The 25,032-nt window shown below is 45.8% G+C and carries 21 protein-coding genes; all 21 read left to right on the top strand.

Annotated elements, in window-relative coordinates; translation table 11 throughout:
- Positions 1–14: 14 nt before the first annotated feature.
- The 21 genes from G9F75_RS08675 to mutS all read left to right on the top strand — a co-directional run bounded on the left by G9F75_RS08675 (position 15) and on the right by mutS (position 25,017).
- A complete protein-coding gene (locus tag G9F75_RS08675; RefSeq protein WP_003154157.1) occupies positions 15–470 on the top strand; it encodes a MarR family winged helix-turn-helix transcriptional regulator in 456 nt (151 codons plus the stop codon).
- The gene (locus tag G9F75_RS08670; RefSeq protein ID WP_167409055.1) at positions 470–3,589 is read left to right on the top strand and encodes an MMPL family transporter; all 3,120 of its coding nucleotides are present in this window, start codon (positions 470–472) and stop codon (positions 3,587–3,589) included. The genes G9F75_RS08675 and G9F75_RS08670 overlap by 1 nt, the downstream gene beginning before the upstream one ends.
- A gap of 151 nt (positions 3,590–3,740) precedes the next feature.
- Positions 3,741–5,021, top strand: a complete 1,281-nt coding sequence (gene yfmF / locus G9F75_RS08665) for an EF-P 5-aminopentanol modification-associated protein YfmF (RefSeq protein WP_012117578.1) — start codon at positions 3,741–3,743, stop codon at positions 5,019–5,021.
- Entirely contained in the window at positions 5,018–6,304 is a 1,287-nt protein-coding gene (yfmH, locus tag G9F75_RS08660) for an EF-P 5-aminopentanol modification-associated protein YfmH (protein ID WP_072177013.1), read from the top strand. The genes yfmF and yfmH overlap by 4 nt, the downstream gene beginning before the upstream one ends.
- A gap of 59 nt (positions 6,305–6,363) precedes the next feature.
- Positions 6,364–7,092, top strand: a complete 729-nt coding sequence (gene ymfI / locus G9F75_RS08655) for an elongation factor P 5-aminopentanone reductase (protein WP_014417800.1) — start codon at positions 6,364–6,366, stop codon at positions 7,090–7,092.
- A gap of 75 nt (positions 7,093–7,167) precedes the next feature.
- Positions 7,168–7,425 carry a DUF3243 domain-containing protein gene (locus tag G9F75_RS08650; RefSeq protein WP_003154150.1) on the top strand — a complete coding sequence of 86 codons (258 nt, stop codon included), beginning with the start codon at positions 7,168–7,170 and terminating at the stop codon, positions 7,423–7,425.
- Positions 7,426–7,552: 127 nt separating this feature from the next.
- Positions 7,553–8,344, top strand: coding sequence for a DUF3388 domain-containing protein (locus tag G9F75_RS08645; RefSeq protein WP_003154149.1), 792 nt, complete (start codon positions 7,553–7,555; stop codon positions 8,342–8,344).
- Between the two features lie 18 nt (positions 8,345–8,362).
- Positions 8,363–9,262 carry a helix-turn-helix domain-containing protein gene (locus tag G9F75_RS08640; RefSeq protein WP_014417801.1) on the top strand — a complete coding sequence of 300 codons (900 nt, stop codon included), beginning with the start codon at positions 8,363–8,365 and terminating at the stop codon, positions 9,260–9,262.
- 73 nt (positions 9,263–9,335) lie between these two features.
- Positions 9,336–9,917, top strand: coding sequence for a CDP-diacylglycerol--glycerol-3-phosphate 3-phosphatidyltransferase (gene pgsA, locus G9F75_RS08635; RefSeq protein WP_007409821.1), 582 nt, complete (start codon positions 9,336–9,338; stop codon positions 9,915–9,917).
- 17 nt (positions 9,918–9,934) lie between these two features.
- On the top strand, positions 9,935–11,185 hold the full coding sequence (locus tag G9F75_RS08630; protein WP_029973453.1) for a competence/damage-inducible protein A: 1,251 nt from the start codon (positions 9,935–9,937) through the stop codon (positions 11,183–11,185).
- 170 nt (positions 11,186–11,355) lie between these two features.
- Positions 11,356–12,399 (top strand): recombinase RecA, encoded by a 1,044-nt coding sequence (gene recA, locus G9F75_RS08625; protein WP_003154145.1) that lies wholly within the window; start codon positions 11,356–11,358, stop codon positions 12,397–12,399.
- 167 nt (positions 12,400–12,566) lie between these two features.
- A complete protein-coding gene (locus G9F75_RS08620; RefSeq protein WP_021493668.1) occupies positions 12,567–13,748 on the top strand; it encodes a serine hydrolase domain-containing protein in 1,182 nt (393 codons plus the stop codon).
- Between the two features lie 291 nt (positions 13,749–14,039).
- Positions 14,040–15,599, top strand: a complete 1,560-nt coding sequence (gene rny, locus G9F75_RS08615) for a ribonuclease Y (protein ID WP_003154140.1) — start codon at positions 14,040–14,042, stop codon at positions 15,597–15,599.
- Between the two features lie 60 nt (positions 15,600–15,659).
- Positions 15,660–16,454 (top strand): TIGR00282 family metallophosphoesterase, encoded by a 795-nt coding sequence (locus tag G9F75_RS08610; RefSeq protein ID WP_003154137.1) that lies wholly within the window; start codon positions 15,660–15,662, stop codon positions 16,452–16,454.
- A gap of 199 nt (positions 16,455–16,653) precedes the next feature.
- On the top strand, positions 16,654–16,914 hold the full coding sequence (spoVS, locus tag G9F75_RS08605; protein WP_003154135.1) for a stage V sporulation protein SpoVS: 261 nt from the start codon (positions 16,654–16,656) through the stop codon (positions 16,912–16,914).
- A 257-nt stretch (positions 16,915–17,171) separates the two neighbouring features.
- Positions 17,172–18,218: an L-threonine 3-dehydrogenase gene (tdh, locus tag G9F75_RS08600; protein ID WP_106067965.1), complete on the top strand. Its 1,047-nt coding sequence runs from the start codon at positions 17,172–17,174 to the stop codon at positions 18,216–18,218.
- Between the two features lie 12 nt (positions 18,219–18,230).
- Positions 18,231–19,409, top strand: a complete 1,179-nt coding sequence (locus G9F75_RS08595; RefSeq protein ID WP_029325912.1) for a glycine C-acetyltransferase — start codon at positions 18,231–18,233, stop codon at positions 19,407–19,409.
- A gap of 142 nt (positions 19,410–19,551) precedes the next feature.
- The gene (miaB, locus tag G9F75_RS08590) at positions 19,552–21,081 is read left to right on the top strand and encodes a tRNA (N6-isopentenyl adenosine(37)-C2)-methylthiotransferase MiaB (protein ID WP_021493666.1); all 1,530 of its coding nucleotides are present in this window, start codon (positions 19,552–19,554) and stop codon (positions 21,079–21,081) included.
- 2 nt (positions 21,082–21,083) lie between these two features.
- Positions 21,084–21,515, top strand: a complete 432-nt coding sequence (ricA, locus tag G9F75_RS08585) for a regulatory iron-sulfur-containing complex subunit RicA (RefSeq protein WP_003154113.1) — start codon at positions 21,084–21,086, stop codon at positions 21,513–21,515.
- 252 nt (positions 21,516–21,767) lie between these two features.
- Entirely contained in the window at positions 21,768–22,313 is a 546-nt protein-coding gene (cotE, locus tag G9F75_RS08580) for an outer spore coat protein CotE (protein WP_003154111.1), read from the top strand.
- A gap of 118 nt (positions 22,314–22,431) precedes the next feature.
- The gene (gene mutS, locus G9F75_RS08575) at positions 22,432–25,017 is read left to right on the top strand and encodes a DNA mismatch repair protein MutS (RefSeq protein ID WP_031303980.1); all 2,586 of its coding nucleotides are present in this window, start codon (positions 22,432–22,434) and stop codon (positions 25,015–25,017) included.
- Positions 25,018–25,032: the final 15 nt, after the last annotated feature.

The raw sequence follows: 25,032 nt of genomic DNA, 5'->3' as shown, positions 1-25,032 counted from the left end.
AGGAGGGGGAAAAGGTGCATGAAGAAAAAGTAAAGCAGCTGATTCAGCGTTATTCCGATGTATACCTGCACGTCTTAAAAAAAATTGACAGTATTATCGCTGAAAAAGTGAACAAAGAACTGACATTGGATCAATATTATATCCTCCGCTATATTATGCTCAATCCCGATTGCAAATCAATTGAACTGGCCGCGGTGTGCCACGTCAATAAAAGCGCCATTACATCTATGACGAACCGCCTGTATGAAAAAGGCTACATCAATAGAGAACGCAGCCAAAGCGACCGCCGGAGCATACTTTTAAATGTCACGGAAAAGGGGACGGAAGTATTTCACCGTGTGGAGCGGCGGATTGAGGAACTCGTCCGTTCATATATTATGTATTTTGATGAAGACGAGGCGGAGATGTTCGTGAATACATATGAAAAATTATATCGATTGATGATGACAGAGGAGGATCAGCAGACATAATGAAAAACATTATCCGAGCCCGCTGGATCATCGCCGCGGTATGGGTCGCCGCAACGGTGATATTTATGCTTACAGCGCCTGATATGGCTGAATTGACACGGGAGAAAGGGCAGATTTCCGTACCGGACGGATATTCCTCTTCTTACGCCCATGAATTGCTTGATGAAATGTCTGGTTCAGATGCACCGTCTTCTTCTGCCGTCATCGTATTTCACGAAAAAGGCTTAATGACAGACAAAAAAGATCGTCTGGAAGAAGCCGTCAGCACTTTGTCTGAACATAAAAAAGCGCTTCAGATTAAAACGATGACCTCATACTTCGGGGAGAAAAATGACGACATCAAAAAACAGCTGCTGTCAAAAGACAGACAAACGATGCTCGTTCAGCTGCAGCTTGATACATCCAAAAACGATATCATCGAAATAAAAAATAAAATTGATAAAGAGCTGAAACCGTACGGCGTATCATACGGCATTACAGACCAATCGCTGATCGACGAAGATGTGTTAAAAAGCTCACAGGACGGCTTGAAAAAGACTGAATATATAACGGTTGCCTTTATCCTGATCGTGCTGATTCTTGTATTTCGGTCAGTGGTCGCTCCGTTTGTGCCGCTTTTATCTGTATTGATATCTTATTTAGTCAGCCAGTCGATTGTCGCATTTTTAGTCGATCAGCTGGATTTTCCGCTCTCAACTTTTACTCAGATTTTTATGGTGGCGATTATGTTCGGAATCGGCACAGACTACTGCATTCTGCTTCTCAGCAGGTTTAAAGAAGAACTGTCGCATGGCGCTGATATAAGAGAAGCGATCGTCGTGACTTACAAAACGGCCGGAAAGACGGTTTTGTACAGCGGCGGTGCGGTGCTGATCGGATTTGCCTGCATCGGATTTGCGACATTTAAGCTGTATCAGTCGGCAGCGGCCGTTGCGGTCGGTGTCGCGGTGCTGCTGCTTGCGCTCATGACGATCGTGCCGTTTTTTATGGCTGTTTTAGGAAAAAGACTGTTTTGGCCTGTTAAGGGCGATATTTCCCATCCTCAAAGCAAAGCATGGGAAACGTCAGGGCGGTTTTCATTTAAAAGGCCGCTCATCAGTCTTGCAATCGTTGCGGTATTCACCGTCCCGCCTATCCTTCTTTACAAAGGGTCGCTATCTTACAACAGTCTTGACGAAATCGGGGATAAATATGAATCCGTCCGCGCGTTTAATACGATTTCAGACGCATTCGGCCCGGGAGAACTTCTTCCGGCCACTGTCGTCATCAAAAATGATGAGACTCTAAATACCGAAAAACACCTGATTGATATCGAAAAAATCAGCAGAGAACTTGAAAAAACAGAGGGTGTAAAAACGGTCAGAAGCGCCACGCGCCCTGCTGGAAACGGATTGAATCAATTATTTGTCACAAATCAGGCAAAGCAGCTTCAAGAAGGGCTTGATAAAGGCAATACAGGACTTGAAAAAATCACGGACGGATTAGGGCATGCCGCAAAGTCGTTAGTTGATTCACAGCCGCAGATCGAAGAGTCGGGGAAAAGCGTCAATCAGCTTATTGACGGAACATTGTCTCTGAAATCCGGGCTTTCTGATATAGGAGAAAACCTGAATAAACTGCAGGCTGGCGTGAACGAGAATAAAGCCGGCGTCGCCCAGATGAGAAAGCAGATTGAAGAGCAAAAACAAATGCTGACTTCACAGCTCAGCCAAAACAGCGGTCTCGCTTCAGAAACGCAAAACGCTTTAAAATTGGTAAAAACCGTCCTGCCGATGAAAGATGAAGCCAGCAGACAGCTTGCCGATTTGAACAAGCAGCTTGCCCGGCTGCCGTTTGCAAAATTGGAAGCGTCAATACCGTCAGTCAAAACCGATCCCTCTTACCAAGAAATCAAATCGGCCTTTACGGGTGTACAGTCAGCCGTTTCCAAGGCAAACGCGGATGCAGAAGCTTTTTCTAAACAGGTCGACAGTCAAAAGGATCATCTGCAGCAAGCGGAAAAACAATTTGCCCGGCTGGCAGCCGCTCAGAAGAAGATTGACACTCAAATTAACGCAATGATCAACGGTTTGACCAGTATTGAAAACGGTCTGCAGCAAGTGTCAGACGGACAGGGGGCTCTCGCAGGACAAATGCCGCGCCTTGAATCGGCGGCAGGACAGCTCGCGGAGGGCCAGAAAAAAATGAAGAGCGGTCTCGGTGATTTTTCTTCCCGGCTCAGCGATCTTTCTTCAGGCCTTAACGACAGTGTAAAAGGGCTTAAGAAAGTATCAAGCGGCATGATGGGGGCGAATGATTACCTGGGTGAGCTTCACAAGGCGTCAGACAAAGAAATGACAGGCTGGTTTGTGCCGAAAGACGCCTTGAAAAACAGTGATTTCACAAGCGTGTTTAATACGTACATGTCAGATGACAGAAAAACGACAGAATTGACTGTCGTTCTTGATAACAATCCTTACTCAAATACGGCCATTCAAGATATTCAAGCGATCAAAGCGAGCGTAAAAAGGGCCATTCCGAACACGGATCTGAAGAATGCTTCCTTCGGCGTTTCGGGAGTCTCCAGCATGAATGCCGATCTGAAGGAAGTATCGGATTCAGACTTCAAACGGACGGCAATGTTTATGCTGGCGGGAATTTTTCTGATTCTCATCGTGATGCTGCGCTCCCTCATTATGCCTGTTTATTTAGTGGCGTCGCTCGTACTGACGTATTTCGCATCCATCGGCGTAACGGAATACATCTTTACACACTTCTTCGGGTATCCGGGCGTAAACTGGGCCGTGCCGTTCTTCGGCTTTGTCATTTTGATGGCTCTTGGCGTGGATTATTCCATCTTTTTAATGGACCGCTTTAATGAGCTGAAAAAAGAAGGAACGGAACCCGCAATGATCAGCAGTATGAAAAATATGGGTTCCGTCATCATTTCTGCGGCGATTATTTTAGCGGGAACCTTTGCGGCCATGCTGCCGTCTGGCGTTCTTTCCTTATTACAGATTGCAACCGTGGTATTAACAGGCCTTCTCATGTACGCAATTGTCGTCCTTCCGTTTTTTGTACCGGTCATGGTGAAAATATTCGGAAGAGCCAACTGGTGGCCTTTCAATTTGAAAAAATAACGTTCAATGCCTCTGCCTGTTTTCGGGCAGAGGTTTTTTGTTTCCTTATAAATCCTCCAGTTGATATAATTACATCTGCGTACTCTTTTTTGCGAATGCTGAAATTTGGTCATAATACATACTATGAAAGAATGAACGAAGGAGGTTTCACATGACTTACGTAAATGAAATGAAGTCAAAGCACGGCGGGATCACCGCCCACATCGTAAAGACCGAGAAATTTAAAACCGTTTCGCTGACGTTTAAAATGCTGGCTCCTTTAACGAAAGAGCTCGTAACAAAAAGGGCGCTGTTTCCGCATGTGCTTCTGCGCGGAACAGAAAGCCGCCCGAAAACCGCTGATCTGCGGTCTTATTTTGATGAGCTGTACGGCACATCCGTTTCAGCTGATCTGACAAAAAAGGGAGAACGTCATGTCATTACGTTCAGACTTGAGATTCCTAATGAAAAGTATCTGAAGGACCGCACACCGTTATTGGAAAAAGGTCTTCAGCTTTTATCAGAGCTTGTCTTTTCGCCCGCTTTGGAAAACGGCGCCTTCCTGCCCCTTTATGTCACGCAGGAAAAACGGACGCTGAAACAGCGGATTCAAGCCGTATATGATGATAAGATGAGATATTCTAATCTGCGTCTCGTTCAGGAAATGTGCAAAAGCGAACCGTATGCCCTTCACGTCAACGGAGAGTTCGATGATGTTGAACACATTACACCGCAAGATTTGTATGAAGCCTATCAAAAAGCCATACGCGAAGATCAGCTGGACCTGTACGTCATCGGCGATGTTGATACAGATCAGGTGAAAACGGCCGTTGATACGTATTTTAAAACGGAAGAACGGGAGCTGCAGCCTTTTGAAAGAAGCGCGGCGAATGAACAGCCCGATCCGAAGGAAGTCATTGATGAAGAGGACGTCAAGCAGGGCAAGCTGAATATCGGATTCCGGACCAATACGACATATACAGATCCGGATTATCCTGCATTGCAGGTGTTTAACGGGCTGTTTGGAGGTTTCTCTCATTCAAAGCTGTTTATAAATGTCCGTGAAAAAGCGAGCCTCGCCTATTATGCAGCCTCAAGGGTGGAAAGCTTCAAAGGGCTTTTGATGGTCATGTCGGGCATTGAGGTGAAAAATTACAAGCAGGCCGTCACCATCATTGAAGAACAGTTTCAGGCTATGCAAAACGGTGACTTTTCAGAAGATGATATCGCCCAAACGAAAGCCGTTATTAAAAATCAAGTATTAGAAACCATTGATACGGCATACGGTTTAGCGGAATTTCTGTATCAGCAGGCCTCGGCCCAAGTAGAGATACCGATCGAAAGATTCCTTGACAATATCGAGAAAGTGACAAAAGAGGACATTATCAATGTCGGAAAGAACATTAAGCTGGATACGACTTATTTCTTAAAAGGGACGGGGGGAGCATCTTGACTAAACCGATAAACTTCGAACAGCTTCAGGAAACGCTGTTTCATGAAAAAATGGCAAACGGCCTTGATGTCTATGTGCTGCCGAAACAGGGCTTTAATAAAACATACGCCGTGTTTACGACAAAGTACGGTTCCATTGACAATCAATTCGTTCCTTTAAATAAGGAAGAAATGGTACACGTCCCTGACGGAATCGCGCATTTTCTGGAGCATAAACTGTTTGAAAAAGCGGACGGCGACGTGTTTCAGGACTTCAGTAAGCAGGGGGCGTCGGCAAATGCCTTTACATCATTTACACGAACCGCTTATCTGTTCTCCAGCACTTCTAATGTGGAGAAAAACCTGGAAACACTCGTGGATTTTGTTCAGGACCCGTATTTCACGGAAAAATCAGTTGAAAAAGAAAAAGGCATCATCGGCCAGGAAATTAATATGTATGATGATAATCCGGATTGGCGGCTGTTTTTCGGCCTTATCGAAAATATGTATAAAGACCACCCCGTGAAAATTGACATTGCCGGAACGGTGGAGAGCATCTCACATATTACGAAAGATCTGCTGTATGAGTGCTACGAAACGTTTTATCACCCGAGCAATATGCTGCTCTTTATCGTCGGTCCCGCAGATCCTGAAGCGGTCATCAGCCAGGTGCGGAAAAACCAGGAGAAAAAGCCTTTTACAGACCAGCCCGAAATCAAACGTGAAGAAGTTCAGGAGCAGGAAGCGGTTTTCCGCCGGGAGCAGGAGTTAAAAATGAACGTGCAAGGCTCAAAATGTCTTGTCGGCTTAAAGGCGAAAGACCCTTATAAAACGGGGCAGGAGCTGTTGAAGCACGAGCTCAGCATGAACCTCATGCTTGAATGTCTCTTCGGAAAAAGCTCACCGCATTACGGTGACTTGTACGACAAAGGCTACATTGATGAAACCTTCAGCTTTGATTACACGGCTGAATACGGATTCGGTTTTGCCTCTGTCGGAGGAGATACACCGGAGCCGGATAAGCTCGCTGACGAATTAAAACACATGCTGCTTGATGCGGAATCAGCCGTGACTGCGGAAAAACTTGATCTTGCGAGAAAAAAGAAGATCGGGTCATTCTTAAAAGCGCTCAATTCGCCTGAATATATCGCCAACCAATTTACACGCTACGCCTTTTTAGATATGAGTCTGTTTGATGTCGTAACCGTACTGGAGCAGATTACGCTAGAAGACGTAAAGCGGGTCATTAAAGAAGAAATATCAGAAGACAGGCTGACAGTCTGTAAAGTCGTGCCAAAATCATAACAAAAACATCCCTCACGCCCTGAGGGATGTTTTTCTGGGGAAAGAAGGAGTATTGATTGATGAAACAGACAGCGCTCGTAACCGGAGCAAGCGGCGGAATCGGACAAAGTATAAGTGAAGTCCTCGCAAAAAACGGATATGACGTCCTTTTGCATTATCATTCTAATAAGGAAGCCGCACACAGGCTTGCGGAAAGGCTGAGCGCATCATTCGGCGTAAAAGCCTCCGTTATTCAGGCGGATCTGTCCTCACCGGATGGCGCGGAGACACTCAGCCGTTCCGTTAAGCAGCCTGTGGACGCCCTGATACTAAACAGCGGCAAAAGTCATTTCGGCCTGATTACGGACGTTACGGATGACATGGCGCGGGAGATGGTGCAGCTGCATGTGACGAGTCCGTTTCTTTTGGCGCGTAATCTGGTGCCCGGCATGATCCGGGAAAAAAGCGGGGGCATCGTCGCGATCGGTTCCGTCTGGGGAGAAACAGGCGCATCGTGCGAGGTATTATACAGCATGGTCAAGGGAGCGCAGCATTCGTTCGTCAAAGCGCTTGCCAAAGAGCTTGCTCCGAGCGGCGTCCGCGTGAATGCAGTCTCGCCGGGTGCCGTTGATACAAATATGCTTGATCAGTTCACGTCTGATGAAAAAGAAGCGTTGGCAGAGGAAATTCCCGCGGGCCGGCTGGCAAAGCCGGAGGAAATCGCCGAAGCGGCGGCCTTTTTATTATCGGACAAGGCTTCCTATATTACGGGGCATATATTATCCGTAAACGGCGGCTGGCACTGCTGAAAAAAATGTGTGTATAGTTTGCATCTGCACGGACAAAATAATTTTGTAACAACAGATGAAATGGAGGAACCCAACATGTCAGTATTAGAAAACTGGGATAATTGGAAGAATTTCCTTGGCGACAGATTGAACTATGCGCAGGAAAAAGGGATGAGTGATGAAACGATCACTGACCTCGCTACAGAAATCGGCGGTTACCTTGCGAACGAAGTCGACTCGAAAAACCATCAGGAAAAAGTGCTTGCTGATCTTTGGAGCGTTGCTTCTGAAGATGAACAGCGCGCCATCGCAAATATGATGGTGAAGCTTGTTGAAAATAACAGCACTCATTAAGAGGGGGGATTTCTCCTCTCTTTTTTTATGTTTTCCTCTATAGAGCAACATTCTTCTTTCTAATTAGAGAAAAATGTTTTATGATAAAGGAAGGTAAAAATTTGCCACAATGGAGGGGGTATATCATTTGGCAAAGCTCGAATGGTATTTTGAATATGAAATTCAAGTGAACCGCCCCGGCCTGCTCGGGGATATTTCATCTCTTCTCGGGATGCTGTCAATTAATATTGTCACAATTAACGGTGTCGACCTTTCCAGAAGGGGAATGCTGCTCAGATGCCGGCATATAGATCAAATTAAACGATTGGAATCAATTTTAAAAACAATGGAGACCATTAAAGTAACGAAGCTGAGAGAACCGAGGCTTCGCGACCGTCTCGCAGTCCGCCACGGAAGATACATTCAGCGTGATGCCGATGACAAAAAAACCTTCCGTTTTGAAAGGGACGAGCTCGGTCTTCTGGTTGACTTTATGGCTGAGCTGTTTAAAAAAGAAGGGCACAAACTGATCGGAATCCGGGGAATGCCGAGGGTCGGAAAAACAGAGTCCATCGTTGCGTCAAGCGTTTGTGCCAGCAAAAGATGGCTTTTCGTATCATCAACGCTGCTAAAACAAACGATCCGGAGCCAGCTGGTTGCCGATGAATACAGCACGGAAAACGTGTTTATCCTCGACGGCATCGTTTCGACAAGACGGGGATCTGAGCGCCATCTTCAGCTCGTCAGTGAAATTATGCGGCTTCCGGCGACAAAGGTCGTGGAGCACCCCGATATTTTTGTTCAAAATTCGGAGTATACGCTCGATGATTTCGATTATATTATCGAACTCAGAAATGATCCTGACGAAGTCATTACATATGAACATGCAGAAGAACCGCAAATGTTTGATCAGACCGGTTTTTCAAGCTTTGATTTTTAATATTGGAAGGTGTTTGTTGTGACAGAATTAGCAATCCGGCTTAAAGAAGCCAGAGAGGAAAAAGGGATGTCATTGGATGAACTCCAGGCGGCGACGAAAATTCAGAAAAGATACTTAACCGCTCTGGAAGAAGGCAATTATGACGTCATTCCCGGCAATTTTTATGTGCGGGCGTTTATCAAGCAATACGCTGAAGCTGTCGGGCTTGATTCAGATCAGTTATTTGAAGAATATAAAAAAGACATCCCTAACACGTACCATGACGATGTGTCGGAAAAAATCTCCGGTCTCGCCATGCAAAGGGAGCTTCCTAAGTCCGCTTCAAAGGCGGCGGAATGGCTTCCGACCGTCCTTGTCGTCATCGGTGTCATTATCGTCATCGCGATCATTTATGCGATTATTCAGCTCGGAATGAGCAAATCCGGGCAGACAGACGGAGATAAAGCCGTCACCCAAAGTGAGAGCAAGTATGAGATTCCTAAGGATTCTGCGCTGAAAAACGACGGCAATACAAATGACGAAGCGCAATCTGACAGCAAAAAAGACAAAAAGGACACAAAAGCGTCAGAGCAGAAAAAGAAAGAAAAAAGCAGTGAAAAGACGGAGATCAAAGCGGCCGGAACGGAAGGCTCAGCTTCTTCATACAACGTCTCCGGGGCAGATAAGTATAAGCTTGAACTGATTGCTTCTGACAGCGCATGGATCCGCGTCCGTGATGACAGCGGCGGTTCTTTAAAAGAAGGAACGCTGCAAAAGGGCGAAACTTTTAAAAAAGACGTCACGGATCAAAAGCAGATTGAAATCCGCACGGGCTATGCCCCTAACCTGAAAATTAAAATCAACGGAGAGGTTCTGTCCTATGAACTCAATCCGCATGATGTGATGGCGCAGACCATCACAATCAAGATGAAAAAATAAAAGGGGAAAAGTCATCTGAACGATTAAGATGACTTTTTCTTCACGTCCGAGTACATATTATTGGAGGGGCTTTATGTTTAACTTACCGAATAAAATCACACTGGCAAGAATCGCTTTAATTCCTGTATTTATGATTATCATGCTTGTTCCTTTTCAGTGGGGCAGCGTTCATATAGGGGATGAATCGATTCCGGTCGCGCATCTTACGGGAGCTGTTTTATTCATTATCGCATCAACGACTGACTGGGTGGATGGCTACTACGCCAGAAAACTGAACCTCGTGACAAACTTCGGGAAATTTTTAGATCCGCTGGCTGACAAACTGCTGGTATCCGCGGCATTAATTACGCTTGTGCAGTTTGACCTTGCGCCGGCGTGGATGGTCATCATCATCATCAGCCGCGAATTTGCCGTAACGGGATTAAGACTTGTGCTGGCGGGAACGGGGGAAGTTGTAGCCGCCAATATGCTGGGGAAAATTAAAACATGGGCTCAGATCATCGCTGTTGCCGCGCTTTTGCTGCATAATCTTCCGTTTGAGCTCGTTTCTTTCCCGTTCGGCGATATCGCTTTATGGGTGGCTGTGCTCTTCACAGTCATTTCCGGCTGGGATTATTTTGCGAAGAACTGGGATGCGTTAAAAACATCTAACTAAGAAAGAAGGACTTAAAGATGGAAATAGCAAAAAAAGCAGAGATCATTGCAGTCGGCTCGGAGCTTCTGCTCGGCCAGATCGCCAATACGAACGCGCAGTTTATCAGTAAAGAGCTGGCGGAAATCGGTGTAAACGTGTTTTATCATACCGCTGTCGGTGACAATCCGGAGCGGCTTAAGCAAGTCATCCGCATTGCCGAAGAGCGCTCAGACCTGATTATTTTTTCAGGCGGCCTCGGGCCGACCAAGGACGATTTAACGAAAGAAACCATTGCAAACACACTGGGGCGCCCGCTCGTTCTGAATGACGAAGCATTCCGGTCGATCGAAGAATATTTCGTGAAAACAAAACGGACCATGTCGCCGAATAACCGCAAACAGGCGCTCGTCATTGAGGGCTCAGACGTTTTGGCGAATCATTTCGGCATGGCGCCGGGAATGCTTGCAGAGCACGGCTCAAGGCTTTATATGCTGCTTCCCGGGCCGCCGAGCGAGCTGCGTCCGATGTTTGAAAATGAAGCGAAGCCGCTGCTTCTTAAAAAGCTCGGTTCTAATGAGAAAATCGTTTCAACCGTGCTGCGGTTTTTCGGAATCGGTGAATCCCAGCTTGAAGCTGATTTAGAAGATATCATTGATGCGCAGACGAACCCGACGATTGCGCCGCTTGCTGCTGACGGAGAGGTCACGCTGCGTTTAACGGCGAAACATGCTGACGAAAAAGAAACAGAACGGCTTTTAAAAGAAACGGAAGCCGCCATTTTAGAACGTGTCGGTGAATTTTTCTACGGATATGATGATACGTCTCTGGTGAAGGAGCTTTCAAAAGCATGCAGACAAAACAAAATCACGATTTCTTCTGCCGAAAGCTTTACAGGCGGCCTGTTTTCAGAGTGGGTGACTGATTTAAGCGGTGCGTCTCAACTATTCGCAGGGGGCGTTGTCTGTTATTCCGACAGCGTGAAACAGCATGTGCTCGGCGTGAAAGCTGAGACGCTCGCAGAAAGCGGAGCGGTCAGCAAAGAGTGTGCGAAAGAGCTTGCAGCCGGTGTGAGAAAGCTGACCGGAAGCGATATCGGCATCAGCTTTACCGGGGTTGCGGGTCCCGACCCGCAGGAAGGGCATGCTCCCGGCCGCGTCTTTATCGGCATTTCGGCGGAAGGAAAAGAAGAGGTGCACGAATTTAACTTTGCCGGCTCAAGAACCGGAATCAGAAAGCGCGCCGCTAAATACGGCTGCCATCTCATTTTGAAAATGCTGGATCAAAAATAAAGTTTTAAAGAGCCGTTTTCTCTGATTTTTAAGTTTTATAAGGGAAATTATGCTCTTTTGCAGAAAAGCGAACGCGGAAAAAATCCGAATATGCGTTCGCTTTTTTCTTGGCAAATGCCAGTAAACAAGGTATAGTATATGTAGTGGCAAGATAAAGGAGGAAAAAATAAATGAGTGATCGTCAGGCAGCCTTAGATATGGCTCTTAAGCAAATAGAAAAACAATTCGGCAAAGGTTCCATCATGAAGCTCGGAGAAAAAACGGATACAAGAATTTCAACGGTGCCAAGCGGTTCCCTTGCACTTGATACCGCTCTCGGAATAGGCGGATACCCGCGCGGACGGATTATTGAAGTATACGGACCTGAAAGCTCAGGTAAAACGACTGTAGCGCTTCACGCAATCGCTGAGGTTCAGGAAAAAGGCGGACAGGCAGCATTTATTGATGCTGAGCATGCTCTTGATCCTGTTTACGCGCAAAAGCTCGGTGTCAATATCGAAGAGCTTCTGCTTTCTCAGCCGGATACGGGAGAGCAGGCGCTAGAGATTGCTGAAGCGCTGGTGCGAAGCGGAGCTGTTGATATCGTAGTCGTTGACTCTGTTGCGGCGCTTGTTCCAAAAGCTGAAATTGAAGGTGACATGGGTGATTCACACGTCGGTTTACAGGCGCGTCTCATGTCTCAGGCGCTCCGTAAGCTTTCCGGCGCCATCAATAAATCTAAAACAATCGCAATCTTTATTAACCAGATTCGTGAAAAAGTCGGCGTTATGTTCGGAAATCCGGAGACGACACCGGGGGGCCGCGCGCTGAAATTCTATTCTTCCGTGCGCCTTGAAGTGCGCCGTGCCGAGCAATTAAAGCAGGGCAACGACGTCATGGGGAATAAAACGAGAATTAAAGTCGTAAAAAACAAAGTCGCTCCTCCGTTCCGTACGGCTGAAGTGGACATTATGTACGGTGAAGGAATCTCCAAAGAAGGGGAAATCATCGACCTTGGAACTGAACTGGATATCGTCCAAAAAAGCGGTTCATGGTATTCTTATGAAGAAGAACGCCTTGGCCAGGGCCGTGAAAACGCCAAGCAGTTCTTAAAAGAAAATAAAGACATCATGCTGATGATTCAGGAGCAAATCCGTGAATATTACGGTTTAGACAATAACGGTGTAACGGACAAAGCGGAAGAAGTTCAGGAAGAGATGGAATTAGAAGAATAAAAACACGATCAAAAGAGCGGAATAAGCAATTTCCGCTCTTTTTTTTGTGTGTTTCAAAAAACACTGGCTGTTTGGGAAAATTTTATCTGGAATGTTACAACTTTTTTCACCCTTCACTCGTCTAACATCATGGCGAAAGTTGAAATTATATCTGAGGAGGAAAAAAGATGACGAGCCCCCGCCGCACAAGAATAAATAAAAAAAGAAAGAAGAAGCTGATGAAAACGGGAGGGCTGTTTCTTTTTCTGCTGCTTGTCACTGTTTTTATTATGATCTGGACCGTCACAGCGCATCACCGGGAGAAGGAATCCGTTAAAAGCGCTCCCGCCGCTCAATCTGATACTTCAAAAGACCAGACTCAACAGAAAAAAGAAAAGACGCAAAAAGAGAAAACACCTAAATCAATCGATCACAATAAACAGATCAGCAATTACTTGCAACAGATCGGGTTCAGCGGCACAGCAATGATCGTAAAAGATGGAAAGGTTGTGCTGAAAAAAGGCTTTGGCTATGCGGACCGAAAACAAAAAATTAAAAACAATCCGGAGACATCATATTATATCGGTTCTTCACAAAAAGCGTTAATCGCGACGGCTGTCCTGCAGCTTGAAGAAAAAGGGCTGCTGCAGACGAGTGACCCCGTCAGTACATACTTGCCGAATTTTCCTAACGGCACGCGCATTACATTGAAAAACCTGCTCAATCATACGTCCGGCATAAACGGGCATATTGAGGGTCAGGGACCGATTTCTCCAATTGATTTAATCAAGGATATAGAAAACCGCGGAATTAAACGGCAGCCCGGGGTTTGGGATTACAGGGATTCCAACTATTCAGTGCTTGCTTATATCGTATCTCAGGTCAGCGGGGAGTCTTATGAACAATATATAAAAGAACACGTGTTCAAACCGGCCGGAATGAAGCATGCCGGATTTTACAAAACATTTGCCAAAGCCAAATATCCTGCCGTCGGCTACAAAGTCGATGAGAGCGGCAGTCTTGTAACGCCGCACCTTTTGGACTTATCGCAGCTGTACGGGGCAGGCGACATGTATATGAGCGCTGAAGATCTCTATAAATTTGATAAAGCGATCGTAAACAACACGCTCCTTTCAAAAGCAAGCTTCACAAAAATGTTTACAGCAGGAAGCAGTGCCGCTTACGGCATGGGGTTTTACATTGATCCGGGAAGCTATTCAAATCACGGTGTTATGCCCGGTTACAACATTTTGAACAGCTTCAGCCATTCGGCAAGCAAATATGTCATATTACTGTCAAATATTCAGAATAACGCCAAATTAGGACAGGTAAACAATAGAATTTACCAATTGCTTAACCAGGCGGACTGACAGAGCCGTCATTCACGAAAAGCGGATCTAGGTATGGTATGATATATACATGGCGAAGATTCCGAGCTGAAGGCGAATCGTTAAGCTGGCAAGCTTGACAAGTATTTCCGACACAATTACAATGAAGTTGTAACATTTGTTTTTTAACATGATTGTTAAACCATTTAAACTTGACAAGGGCATGAGAGACTCATTCCCTGTGAAGGTTCTGTATGTTGAGAAAATCAAACAATGTACATGCCGGCACTTATTTAAGCAAAAACCAAGTTCATAGCAAGAGGAGGTGAAAGTATGACCCCAATGACGGTTCTCATCTCCATTTTGCTGACTCTGCTCGGTTTAGTTGTTGGCTACTATGTTCGTAAAACCATTGCCGAAGCAAAGATTGCGGGCGCACGCGGTGCTGCCGAGCAAATCCTTGAAGATGCAAAGCGTGATGCTGAAGCACTGAAAAAAGAAGCTCTGCTTGAAGCAAAGGACGAAATCCATACACTTCGAATAGATGCTGAACAGGAAGTTCGTGAAAGACGAAATGAGCTTCAAAAACAAGAAAACCGTTTACTTCAAAAAGAAGAAAATCTTGACCGTAAACATGAAGGAATTGATAAACGGGAAGCGATGTTGGAGAAGAAAGATCATTCTCTGAATGAACGACAACAACATATTGAAGAGATGGAAAGCAAAGTGGATGAGATGATTCGTATGCAGCAGTCAGAACTCGAACGCATTTCGAGCCTGACACGGGATGAAGCGAAACAAATCATTCTTGACCGGGTTGAAAATGAGCTTTCACATGACATCGCCATCATGACAAAAGAAACCGAAAACCGTGCGAAAGAAGAGGCAGATAAAAAGGCGAAAAACATTCTGTCGCTTGCTTTGCAGCGCTGTGCAGCAGATCATGTTGCCGAAACGACGGTATCGGTCGTCAATCTTCCGAATGATGAGATGAAAGGACGTATCATCGGCCGTGAAGGGCGTAACATTCGTACGCTTGAAACGCTTACAGGTATTGACCTGATTATTGATGACACACCTGAAGCAGTCATTCTTTCCGGATTTGATCCGATCAGACGGGAGACGGCAAGAATCGCTCTTGATAAACTCGTTCAGGATGGCCGTATTCACCCGGCGCGCATTGAAGAAATGGTTGAAAAATCCCGCCGTGAGGTTGATGACTATATCCGGGAAATGGGTGAGCAGACGACGTTTGAAGTCGGCGTTCACGGACTCCACCCGGATCTGATCAAGATCCTCGGCCGGTTGAAATTCCGTACAAGCTACGGGCAGAACGTACTGAAACATTCTATGGAAGTTGCGTTTTTAGCCGGTTTAATGGCTTCCGAGCTTGGAGAAGATGCAAAGCTTGCCAAGCGGGCCGGTCTTCTGCATGACATCGGAAAAGCAATTGACCATGAAGTGGAAGGAAGCCACGTGGAAATCGGAGTGGAGCTTGCGACCAAATATAAAGAGCATCCAGTCGTCATTAACAGTATTGCGTCACACCACGGAGACGAAGAGCCGACTTCCATTATCGCCGTTCTGGTCGCTGCCGCTGATGCACTGTCAGCCGCAAGACCGGGCGCGAGAAGTGAAACGCTCGAAAACTATATCCGCAGACTTGAAAAGCTTGAAGAAATCTCCGAGTCTTACGAAGGTGTTGAAAAATCATTTGCGATTCAGGCCGGCCGTGAAGTTCGCATCATGGTGAAGCCGGACTCCATTAATGATTTAGAAGCCCATCGTTTGGCACGTGATATCCGTAAACGAATTGAGGACGAGCTTGATTATCCGGGCCACATTAAAGTGACCGTAATCAGAGAAACTCGAGCCGTAGAGTATGCAAAATAAAGTGATGCTTAGCGCATCACTTTATTTTTTTGAGTCCCTGAAAAGGAAGGAATGGAATGTATGAGAATTTTATTTATCGGAGATGTTGTCGGTTCCCCAGGCCGCGACATGGTAAAAGAATATGTCCCGAAACTGAAAGCGAAACATAAACCGCATTTTACAATTATTAACGGAGAAAATGCAGCACACGGAAAAGGACTGACAGAAAAGATCTACCACAGCCTGATGGAAGCGGGAGCCGATGCCATTACAATGGGAAACCATACGTGGGATAAAAGAGAGATCTTCGACTTTATTGATGATGTGCCGCATCTTGTCCGCCCGGCGAACTTCCCGGAAGGTACACCGGGCAAAGGCATTACCTATATTAAATCGAACGGAAAAGAGCTTGCCGTCATTAATTTACAGGGGCGGACGTTTCTTCCGCCGCTTGATGATCCGTTTGCTAAAGCGGATGAATTAATAGAAGAAGCGAAAAAGCGCACGCCGTACATTTTTATTGATTTTCACGCCGAAGCGACAAGCGAAAAAATTGCGATCGGCTGGTACACAGACGGAAGAGCCTCTGCCGTGGTAGGCACCCATACACACGTGCAAACGGCAGATAACCGCATTTTGCCGAAAGGAACGGCATATATTACTGATGTAGGCATGACGGGTCCGTACGACGGAATTCTCGGTATGGACAGAGAAACGGTCATCAAGCGGTTTAAAACCAATCTTCCCGTCCGGTTTACGGTGGCGGAAGGTAAAACTACGCTGAGCGGAGTGCTCATTGACATCGACGATCAAACGAAAAAGGCCGTAAATATCGAACGGATATTAATCAATGATGACCATATGTTCTTTGAATAGGTGATCATGTGTTTATTTTATAAAAATATTAAAAGGAAAAGCAGGAATATAGCAACTTCTTAGTGAATATAGTAGAAATGGAAGGTAGCCCGCTATTTTTGAAAAGCATTGTGGGGATGGCTTTTTGGATAGCAACATCTAATAATGATTGTTCTAATGAACACTCACTTATCCATTGTAAAACTAAGGGGGAGCAGAAATGGAAATCTTAAAAGTTTCAGCAAAATCAAGTCCAAATTCAGTAGCAGGCGCGCTTGCCGGTGTATTGAGGGAACGCGGAGCCGCCGAAATTCAAGCAATTGGGGCGGGTGCCTTAAACCAGGCTGTTAAAGCGGTTGCGATTGCCAGAGGCTTTGTCGCGCCAAGCGGCGTAGATTTGATTTGTATTCCGGCTTTTACAGATATACAGATTGACGGAGAAGAAAGAACGGCGATTAAGTTAATCGTCGAACCCCGTTAAAAACAAAAACATGACATTCTCAACCTGCTTGCGTAAGGCGAGCGGGTTGTTTTTATTGTTGTCATATTTTCTCACAATATTATATTGATAGTACGAAGAGATGATAAATGGCTTTATTCATATAATATTCAAAAAAAATCCCGCCCATTTTTCCGGACGGAAGCAGTTGTTTTCTTGGAGTGGACACTGGTATTTACCTCCTTTTTATCTCATGTTACAATCCAGTTATTACAGTGTTTTTTCGAGGAGGAGTGTACATGTTGGGAGGAAAGATGAAAGCTATAGTCAAAAATGAAAACGCTTTCGGAGCAACTCTGAAAGAAATTCCCATACCTTCCATTAATGAGAATGAAGTTCTCATTAAAGTACAGGCCGCATCTATATGCGGTACAGATGTGCATATTTATAATTGGGATCAATGGGCGCAGAAACGAATCAAAACACCTCAAGTATTCGGACATGAATTCAGCGGTATCGTAGCGGAAACGGGCAAACACGTCACAAATGTCAAAATAGGTGACTACGTTTCGGCTGAAACCCACTTCGTCTGCGGTACTTGTGTCCCTTGTTTAACAGGAAAACATCATGTGTGCACCCATACAAAGATCCTCGGCGTAGATACAGCCGGTTCCTTCGCTGAATATGTCAAAGTGCCGGCTCGAAATGTTTGGAAAAATCCCGCTGATATGGACCCCGCCGTCGCTTCTGTTCAAGAGCCGCTTGGCAACGCGGTGCATACGGTGCTGGAAAACAGCCAGCTTGCGGGCGGTTCCGCTGCAATTATCGGTTGCGGACCGATCGGACTGATGGCGGTGGCGGTGGCTAAAGCGGCCGGTGCGTCCCGTATTGCGGCCATTGATAAAAATGATTACAGGCTGGCTCTTGCGAAGAAATTGGGAGCCACGATCACCATTCCAGCTGACGAGGAAGATCCGCTTGAGGTGATCGACACCTTAACAGGCGGAGAAGGAATCGACCTTGTCTGTGAAATGTCCGGCCACCCGACAGCCATAACACAAGGATTAAAGATGGCGGCCAACGGGGGAAGGTTCCACATGCTGAGTCTGCCGGAACGTCCGGTGACGGTTGACCTGACAAATGACGTGGTGTTTAAAGGACTTACCGTCCAAGGCATCACAGGCAGAAAAATGTTTGAAACATGGCGGCAGGTATCGCACCTGCTTGAATCCGGCCTTGTTGATCTGACGCCGGTGATCACGCATCAGTTTCCGCTTGAAGACTTTGAAAAAGGGTTTGACCTGATGAGAAAGGGCCAGTGCGGCAAAGTCATTTTGATTCCATAAGGGGAGGGTTCTATAATGAAAGAATTTGAATTTCTAAAAGCCGAGCTTGATAAAATGAAAGAAAATAAAACGTGGCAGCAAATGAAACAAATTGAAACGAAGCAGGGTCCGTCGGTGGAAGTCAAAGGGGAAAACGTGATACAGCTTTCATCGAACAATTATCTCGGTTTGACGTCGCATCCAAGGCTTGTCGAAGCGGCCAAACGCGCCGCGGAAGAATTCGGAGCGGGTACGGGGTCCGTCCGGACAATCGCCGGAACATTCACAATGCACAATGAGCTGGAGAAGAAATTGGCAAACTTTAAAAAAACAGAAGCGGCACTTGTTTTTCAATCGGGGTTCACAACGAATCAGGGCGTCCTATCAAGCATTCTTACAAAAGAGGATATCGTGATCTCTGACGAACTGAACCATGCTTCCATCATTGACGGGATCAGGCTCACAAAAGCAGATAAAAAGGTGTACCGCCATGTTGATATGGACGATTTGGAAAGGGTGCTGAAAAAATCAATGAATTACCGCATGCGCCTGATCGTCACCGACGGCGTATTCTCAATGGACGGCAACATCGCTCCTTTGCCTGACATCGTCAAACTTGCAGAGGCGTACGATGCCTTTGTGATGGTCGACGACGCGCATGCTTCCGGCGTACTCGGAAAAAACGGAAGGGGAACGGTTAATCACTTCGGGCTTGACGGAAGAGTCCACATACAGGTGGGCACATTAAGCAAAGCCATCGGAGTGCTTGGCGGTTACGCCGCAGGGTCGCAGGTTCTGATCGATTACCTGCGCCATAAAGGGCGTCCTTTCTTATTCAGCACTTCTCATCCGCCTGCGGTAACGGCCGCATGCATAGAAGCCATTGACGTCCTGCTGGAAGAGCCGGAGCATATGGAAAAGCTATGGGAGAACACGGCGTATTTCAAAGACAAACTGGTTCAAATGGGGCTGACCCTCACAAAAAGCGAAACACCGATCGTGCCGATATTAATAGGGGAGGAAGAAAAAGCCCAGGCATTATCAGACCTTTTATTGACCCGCGGCGTCTTTGCACAAAGCATTGTGTATCCGACGGTCGCCCAAGGAAAAGCGAGAATCCGCACCATTATTACGGCGGAGCATACAAAAGAGGAGCTTGACCGGGCACTGGAAGTAATCCGTTCAGCCGCAAAAGAGCTTCAGCTTGTGTAAGGGGGAAATGATTCCCTCTTTTTTATTTCTTATTGATTCTTATTCTCAATAAGGTGTACAATAATAGGCTGGCGGTTGTGCCAAACGCTTTTAACCAGTATACTTGAGGGTGGAAGTTTCGGTTGAAAGGAGACATTCGAACATGAATGAAAAGCAAAAGCAGGAAAGCGGACAAGTGAATCCGGCGGACAAAAAATCCGAAAAGGATTACAGCAAGTATTTTGAAGCCGTATATATTCCGCCTTCTTTAAAAGATGCGAAAAAACGGGGCAAAGAATCCGTTCAATATCATAACGATTTTAAAATCTCAGAAGAATTTAAAGGCCTCGGTGAAGGCAGGAAATTTTATATCCGCACGTACGGATGCCAAATGAACGAGCATGATACGGAAGTCATGGCGGGTATTTTTATGGCGCTCGGTTATGAAGCGACAAATTCGGTTGATGACGCGAACGTTATTTTATTAAACACTTGCGCTATCCGGGAAAATGCTGAAAACAAAGTGTTCGGAGAGCTCGGCCATTTAAAGGCGCTCAAAAAAAATAATCCGGACCTGATTCTGGGCGTCTGCGGCTGCATGTCACAGGAAGAATCAGTCGTAAACCGCATCCTTAAGAAGCACCCGTTTGTCGATATGATTTTCGGCACGCACAACATTCACCGTCTGCCGGAACTGTTATCAGAGGCATATTTATCAAAAGAGATGGTCATTGAAGTGTGGTCGAAGGAAGGGGATGTCATTGAGAACCTTCCGAAAGTCCGCAACGGAAAAATTAAAGGCTGGGTCAACATTATGTACGGCTGTGACAAGTTCTGCACATACTGCATCGTACCGTATACCCGCGGAAAAGAACGAAGCCGCCGTCCTGAGGAAATTATCCAGGAAGTCAGAAGACTTGCAAGTGAAGGCTATAAAGAAATCACGCTGCTCGGTCAAAACGTGAATGCGTACGGAAAAGATTTTGATGATATGACGTACGGTCTCGGTGATTTAATGGACGAACTGCGTAAAATTGATATTCCGAGAATCCGATTCACGACGAGTCATCCGCGTGACTTTGATGATCATCTGATCGAAGTGCTCGCCAAAGGCGGCAACCTTCTTGACCATATCCATCTTCCGGTTCAATCAGGAAGCTCAGCGATGTTAAAAATGATGGCGCGCAAATATGACAGAGAACGCTATCTGGAGCTTGTCGGAAAAATTAAAGCGGCGATGCCGAACGCTTCACTGACGACCGATATTATTGTCGGTTTCCCGAATGAAACCGATGAACAGTTTGAAGAAACGCTTTCGTTATATCGAGAAGTGGAATTTGACAGCGCATATACGTTTATTTACTCTCCTCGTGAAGGCACGCCGGCAGCGAAGATGAAAGACAATGTTCCGATGAGGGTCAAGAAAGAACGTCTTCAGCGCCTCAATGATTTGGTGAAAGAAATTTCAGCCAAAAAAATGAAGGAATATGAAGGCAGGACCGTCGAAGTATTAGTTGAGGGAGAAAGCAAAAATAACCCTGACATTCTTGCCGGCTATACGGAAAAAAGCAAGCTCGTCAACTTCAAAGGGCCGAAAGACGCCATCGGCAAGATTGTACGCGTCAAAATCGAACAGGCGAAAACATGGTCGCTTGACGGTGTGATGGCAGGAGAAGCAATCGAGGTGAAATAATAATGACGCTTTACTCTAAGAAAGACATTGTACAGCAGGCTAGGAACCTTGCGAAAATGATTTCTGAAACAGAAGAAGTTGATTTTTTCAAACGCGCTGAGGCGCAGATTAACGAAAATGAAAAAGTCTCTGCGATTATTAATCAGATTAAAACCCTGCAAAAGCAAGCCGTTAACCTGAAGCACTACGAAAAGCTTGAAGCGCTGAAACAAGTGGAAAGTAAAATTGACGCCCTGCAGGAAGAGCTTGAAGGGATTCCGATCATTCAGGAATTCAGAGATTCCCAGATTGAGGTCAATGACCTTCTTCAGCTTGTCGCACATACGATCTCAAATCAGGTGACAAACGAAATCATTACATCTACCGGAGGCAACCTGCTGACGGGAGAAACCGGTTCAAAAGTAAAACATTCGAATAACAGCTGTTCTATTTAAACACGGGGCCTTCATCGGCCCGTGTTTTTTTGCTGTTTTAGAACTAATTGTAATATGTACTAAATTTTCATCGGCTCACCGTTTTGTCCCATTTTACTGGGAAGTTTTATCATACTTAAAAGTAAAGTTTCTGGGCAGGGCTGCATACAATGAAACAGAAACTTTGTATTTTTATATTTTTATTATAAAAATGCACATGAGACAAATGCCCAGCATAAGATAACACGAAGAAGAACAAGGAGGCCTGCCGGAATGTCTGAATACAGGGAAATTATTACGAAAGCGGTAGTTGCGAAAGGAAGAAAATTCACCCAATGCACCAACACGATCTCACCTGGAGAAAAACCGTCAAGTATATTGGGCGGCTGGATTATCAACCACAAGTACGATGCCGAAAAGATCGGGAAGACTGTAGAAATTGAAGGGTATTATGATATAAACGTCTGGTACTCTTACGCCGATAATACAAAAACGGAAGTTGTAACCGAGAGAGTAAAGTATGTCGATGTGATTAAACTCAGATACAGAGACACAAATTACTTAGATGACGAACACGAAGTCATTGCCAAAGTGCTGCAGCAGCCGAATTGTCTTGAAGTCACCATTTCTCCTAACGGAAATAAAATCGTGGTTCAGGCAGAGAGAGAATTTTTAGCAGAAGTGGTCGGTGAAACGAAAGTCGTCGTCGAAGTCAATCCTGACTGGGAAGAAGACGATGATGATGATTGGGAAGACGATCTTGATGAAGAATTAGAGGACATTAACCCTGAATTTTTAGTCGGAGATCCTGAAGAATAAGTTGAGGCTAGGGGAGTTTAACACCCCAAGTCTCTTTTTTATATATAAAGATATCACTCTTTTGTTTATGTTATAATGGGATTCGGATAAGAGAAGATACATAGTGAGGGATTAAATGATGGCTAGTTACACGCCTATGATACAGCAATACTTGAAGATAAAGGCAGAGCACCAAGATGCCTTTTTATTTTTTCGGCTTGGTGACTTTTATGAAATGTTTTTTGAAGATGCAAAAAAAGCGTCACAAGAGCTTGAAATTACACTGACAAGCAGAGACGGAGGTTCGGCTGATAAAATTCCGATGTGCGGCGTGCCGTATCATTCCGCGGCGGCTTATATTGAACAGCTGATTAAAAAGGGCTATAAAGTGGCGATCTGTGAGCAGACGGAAGATCCGAAGGCGGCTAAAGGCGTTGTGAAAAGAGAAGTCGTCCAGCTGATCACACCGGGAACCGTGATGGATGGAAAAGGCATCCACGAGTCGGAAAACAACTTTATCGCTTCCGTTTCCGAATTCCGTGACGGATACGGTCTCGCTTTATCGGACTTAACGACCGGAGAAAACCTGGCCGTATTTATTGAGCGGATTGAGGATGTCATGTCAGAAATTTACTCAGTCGGCGCAAGGGAAATTGTCGTATCGAGCAAGTTTAACGAACATACAGCTGCTCAGCTGAAAGAACGGTGCGGCGCCACGATTTCCATCGAAGACGGGGAAATAACAGAACGCATTGAAATCGCAAAGCACTTGCCGGGCGAAGAGCTGACAGAGACGTTTATGCGTTTATATACGTATTTGCAGAAAACGCAAAAACGGAGCCTGGATCATCTGCAGCCGGTTCAAGTATATGAATTGGAAGAAGCGATGAAAATTGACCTGTATTCAAAACGGAATCTTGAGCTGACGGAAACGATCCGTTCGAAAAGCAAAAAAGGGTCATTGCTTTGGCTTTTAGACGAGACGAAAACAGCAATGGGCGGCCGGCTTCTCAAACAATGGATTGACCGCCCGCTGATTAGGGCATCCCAAATCGAAGAACGCCAGGAAATGGTCGAGACGCTGATCAATCATCTGTTTGAGCGTGAAGATCTGCGCGAGCGCCTGAAGGAAGTATACGATTTAGAACGTCTGGCGGGCCGGGTCGCATTCGGAAACGTCAACGCAAGGGATTTAATCCAGCTGAAAGAATCTTTAAAACAAGTGCCGAGCATCAAAGAGCTTGTAGGGTCTCTTAACCATAAAAAAGCAAAAGAACGCGCCGGCTTGATTGATCCGTGCGGAGATTTGCTTGACCTGTTAGAAGAAGCCCTTCATGAAAACCCGCCGTTATCGTTAAAAGAAGGCAATTTAATTAAAGACGGCTATCATCAGAAGCTCGATGAGTACCGTGACGCCAGCAAAAACGGTAAAGACTGGATTGCCAGACTGGAGCAGCAGGAACGCGCTTATACGGGCATCCGTTCATTAAAAGTCGGTTTCAATAAAGTGTTCGGCTATTATATTGAAGTCACAAAAGCAAACCTTCATCTGCTTGAAGACGGACGGTATGAGCGGAAGCAGACCCTCACAAACGCCGAACGGTACATTACGCCGGAATTGAAGGAAAAAGAAGCGCTTATTTTAGAAGCGGAAAATAACATCTGCGAGCTGGAATATGAGCTTTTTGCCGGACTGCGTGAAAAGGTGAAACAATTTATTCCGCGTCTGCAGCGTCTTGCCAAACAAATGAGTGAGCTGGACGCACTGCAATGCTTTGCTACGATCAGTGAAAACAGGCATTACACAAAGCCCGTCTTTTCTGATAATGAAGTAAAAGTCATTGAAGGGAGACACCCCGTCGTTGAAAAGGTGATGGACAGTCAAGAATACGTCCCGAACAACTGCCTGATGGGCGATTCGCGGGAAATGCTCCTGATTACGGGTCCGAATATGTCAGGTAAAAGCACGTACATGAGACAGATCGCACTTCTATCGATCATGGCCCAGATCGGCTGTTTTGTGCCCGCAAAAGAAGCGGTTCTGCCGATTTTTGATCAAATCTTCACGAGAATCGGGGCAGCGGATGATTTGATTTCCGGACAAAGCACCTTTATGGTGGAAATGCTGGAAGCGAAAAACGCGATTGTGAACGCCACAAAAGACAGCCTGATCCTGTTTGATGAAATCGGCCGCGGGACATCAACGTACGACGGAATGGCGCTGGCACAGGCGATTATTGAATATGTTCACGATCATATCGGCGCTAAAACACTGTTCAGCACGCATTATCATGAGCTGACGGTGCTTGAAGATAAGCTTCCTCAGCTGAAAAACGTTCATGTGCGCGCAGAGGAATATAACGGAACGGTCGTGTTTCTCCATCAAATCAAAGAAGGAGCCGCAGATAAAAGTTACGGCATTCATGTCGCCCAGCTTGCCGAGCTCCCGGATGATCTGATCAGCCGCGCGCAGGAGATCTTAAAACAGCTTGAGCAGTCAGGAGATAAACCGGAGCTTCCGGCGGTATCTGAGAAAAAGTCCGCCGTCAGAGAAGAACCGGCACAGCTGTCCTTTTTTGCTGACGGTGAAAAAGAACAGAAGGCACCGGCTGTTTCTAATAAAGAAAAACAAGTGCTTGAAGCCTTTAAGTCAATCAATATTCTCGATATGACGCCGCTTGAAGCGATGAACGAAATGTACAAGCTGCAAAAAAAATTAAAATAGAAAGAGGTGACGGAC

This window comes from Bacillus sp. EKM208B, from assembly GCF_011800725.1.
Classification (GTDB): domain Bacteria; phylum Bacillota; class Bacilli; order Bacillales; family Bacillaceae; genus Bacillus; species Bacillus velezensis.
This window is presented reverse-complemented; position numbering and strand designations above follow the sequence as displayed.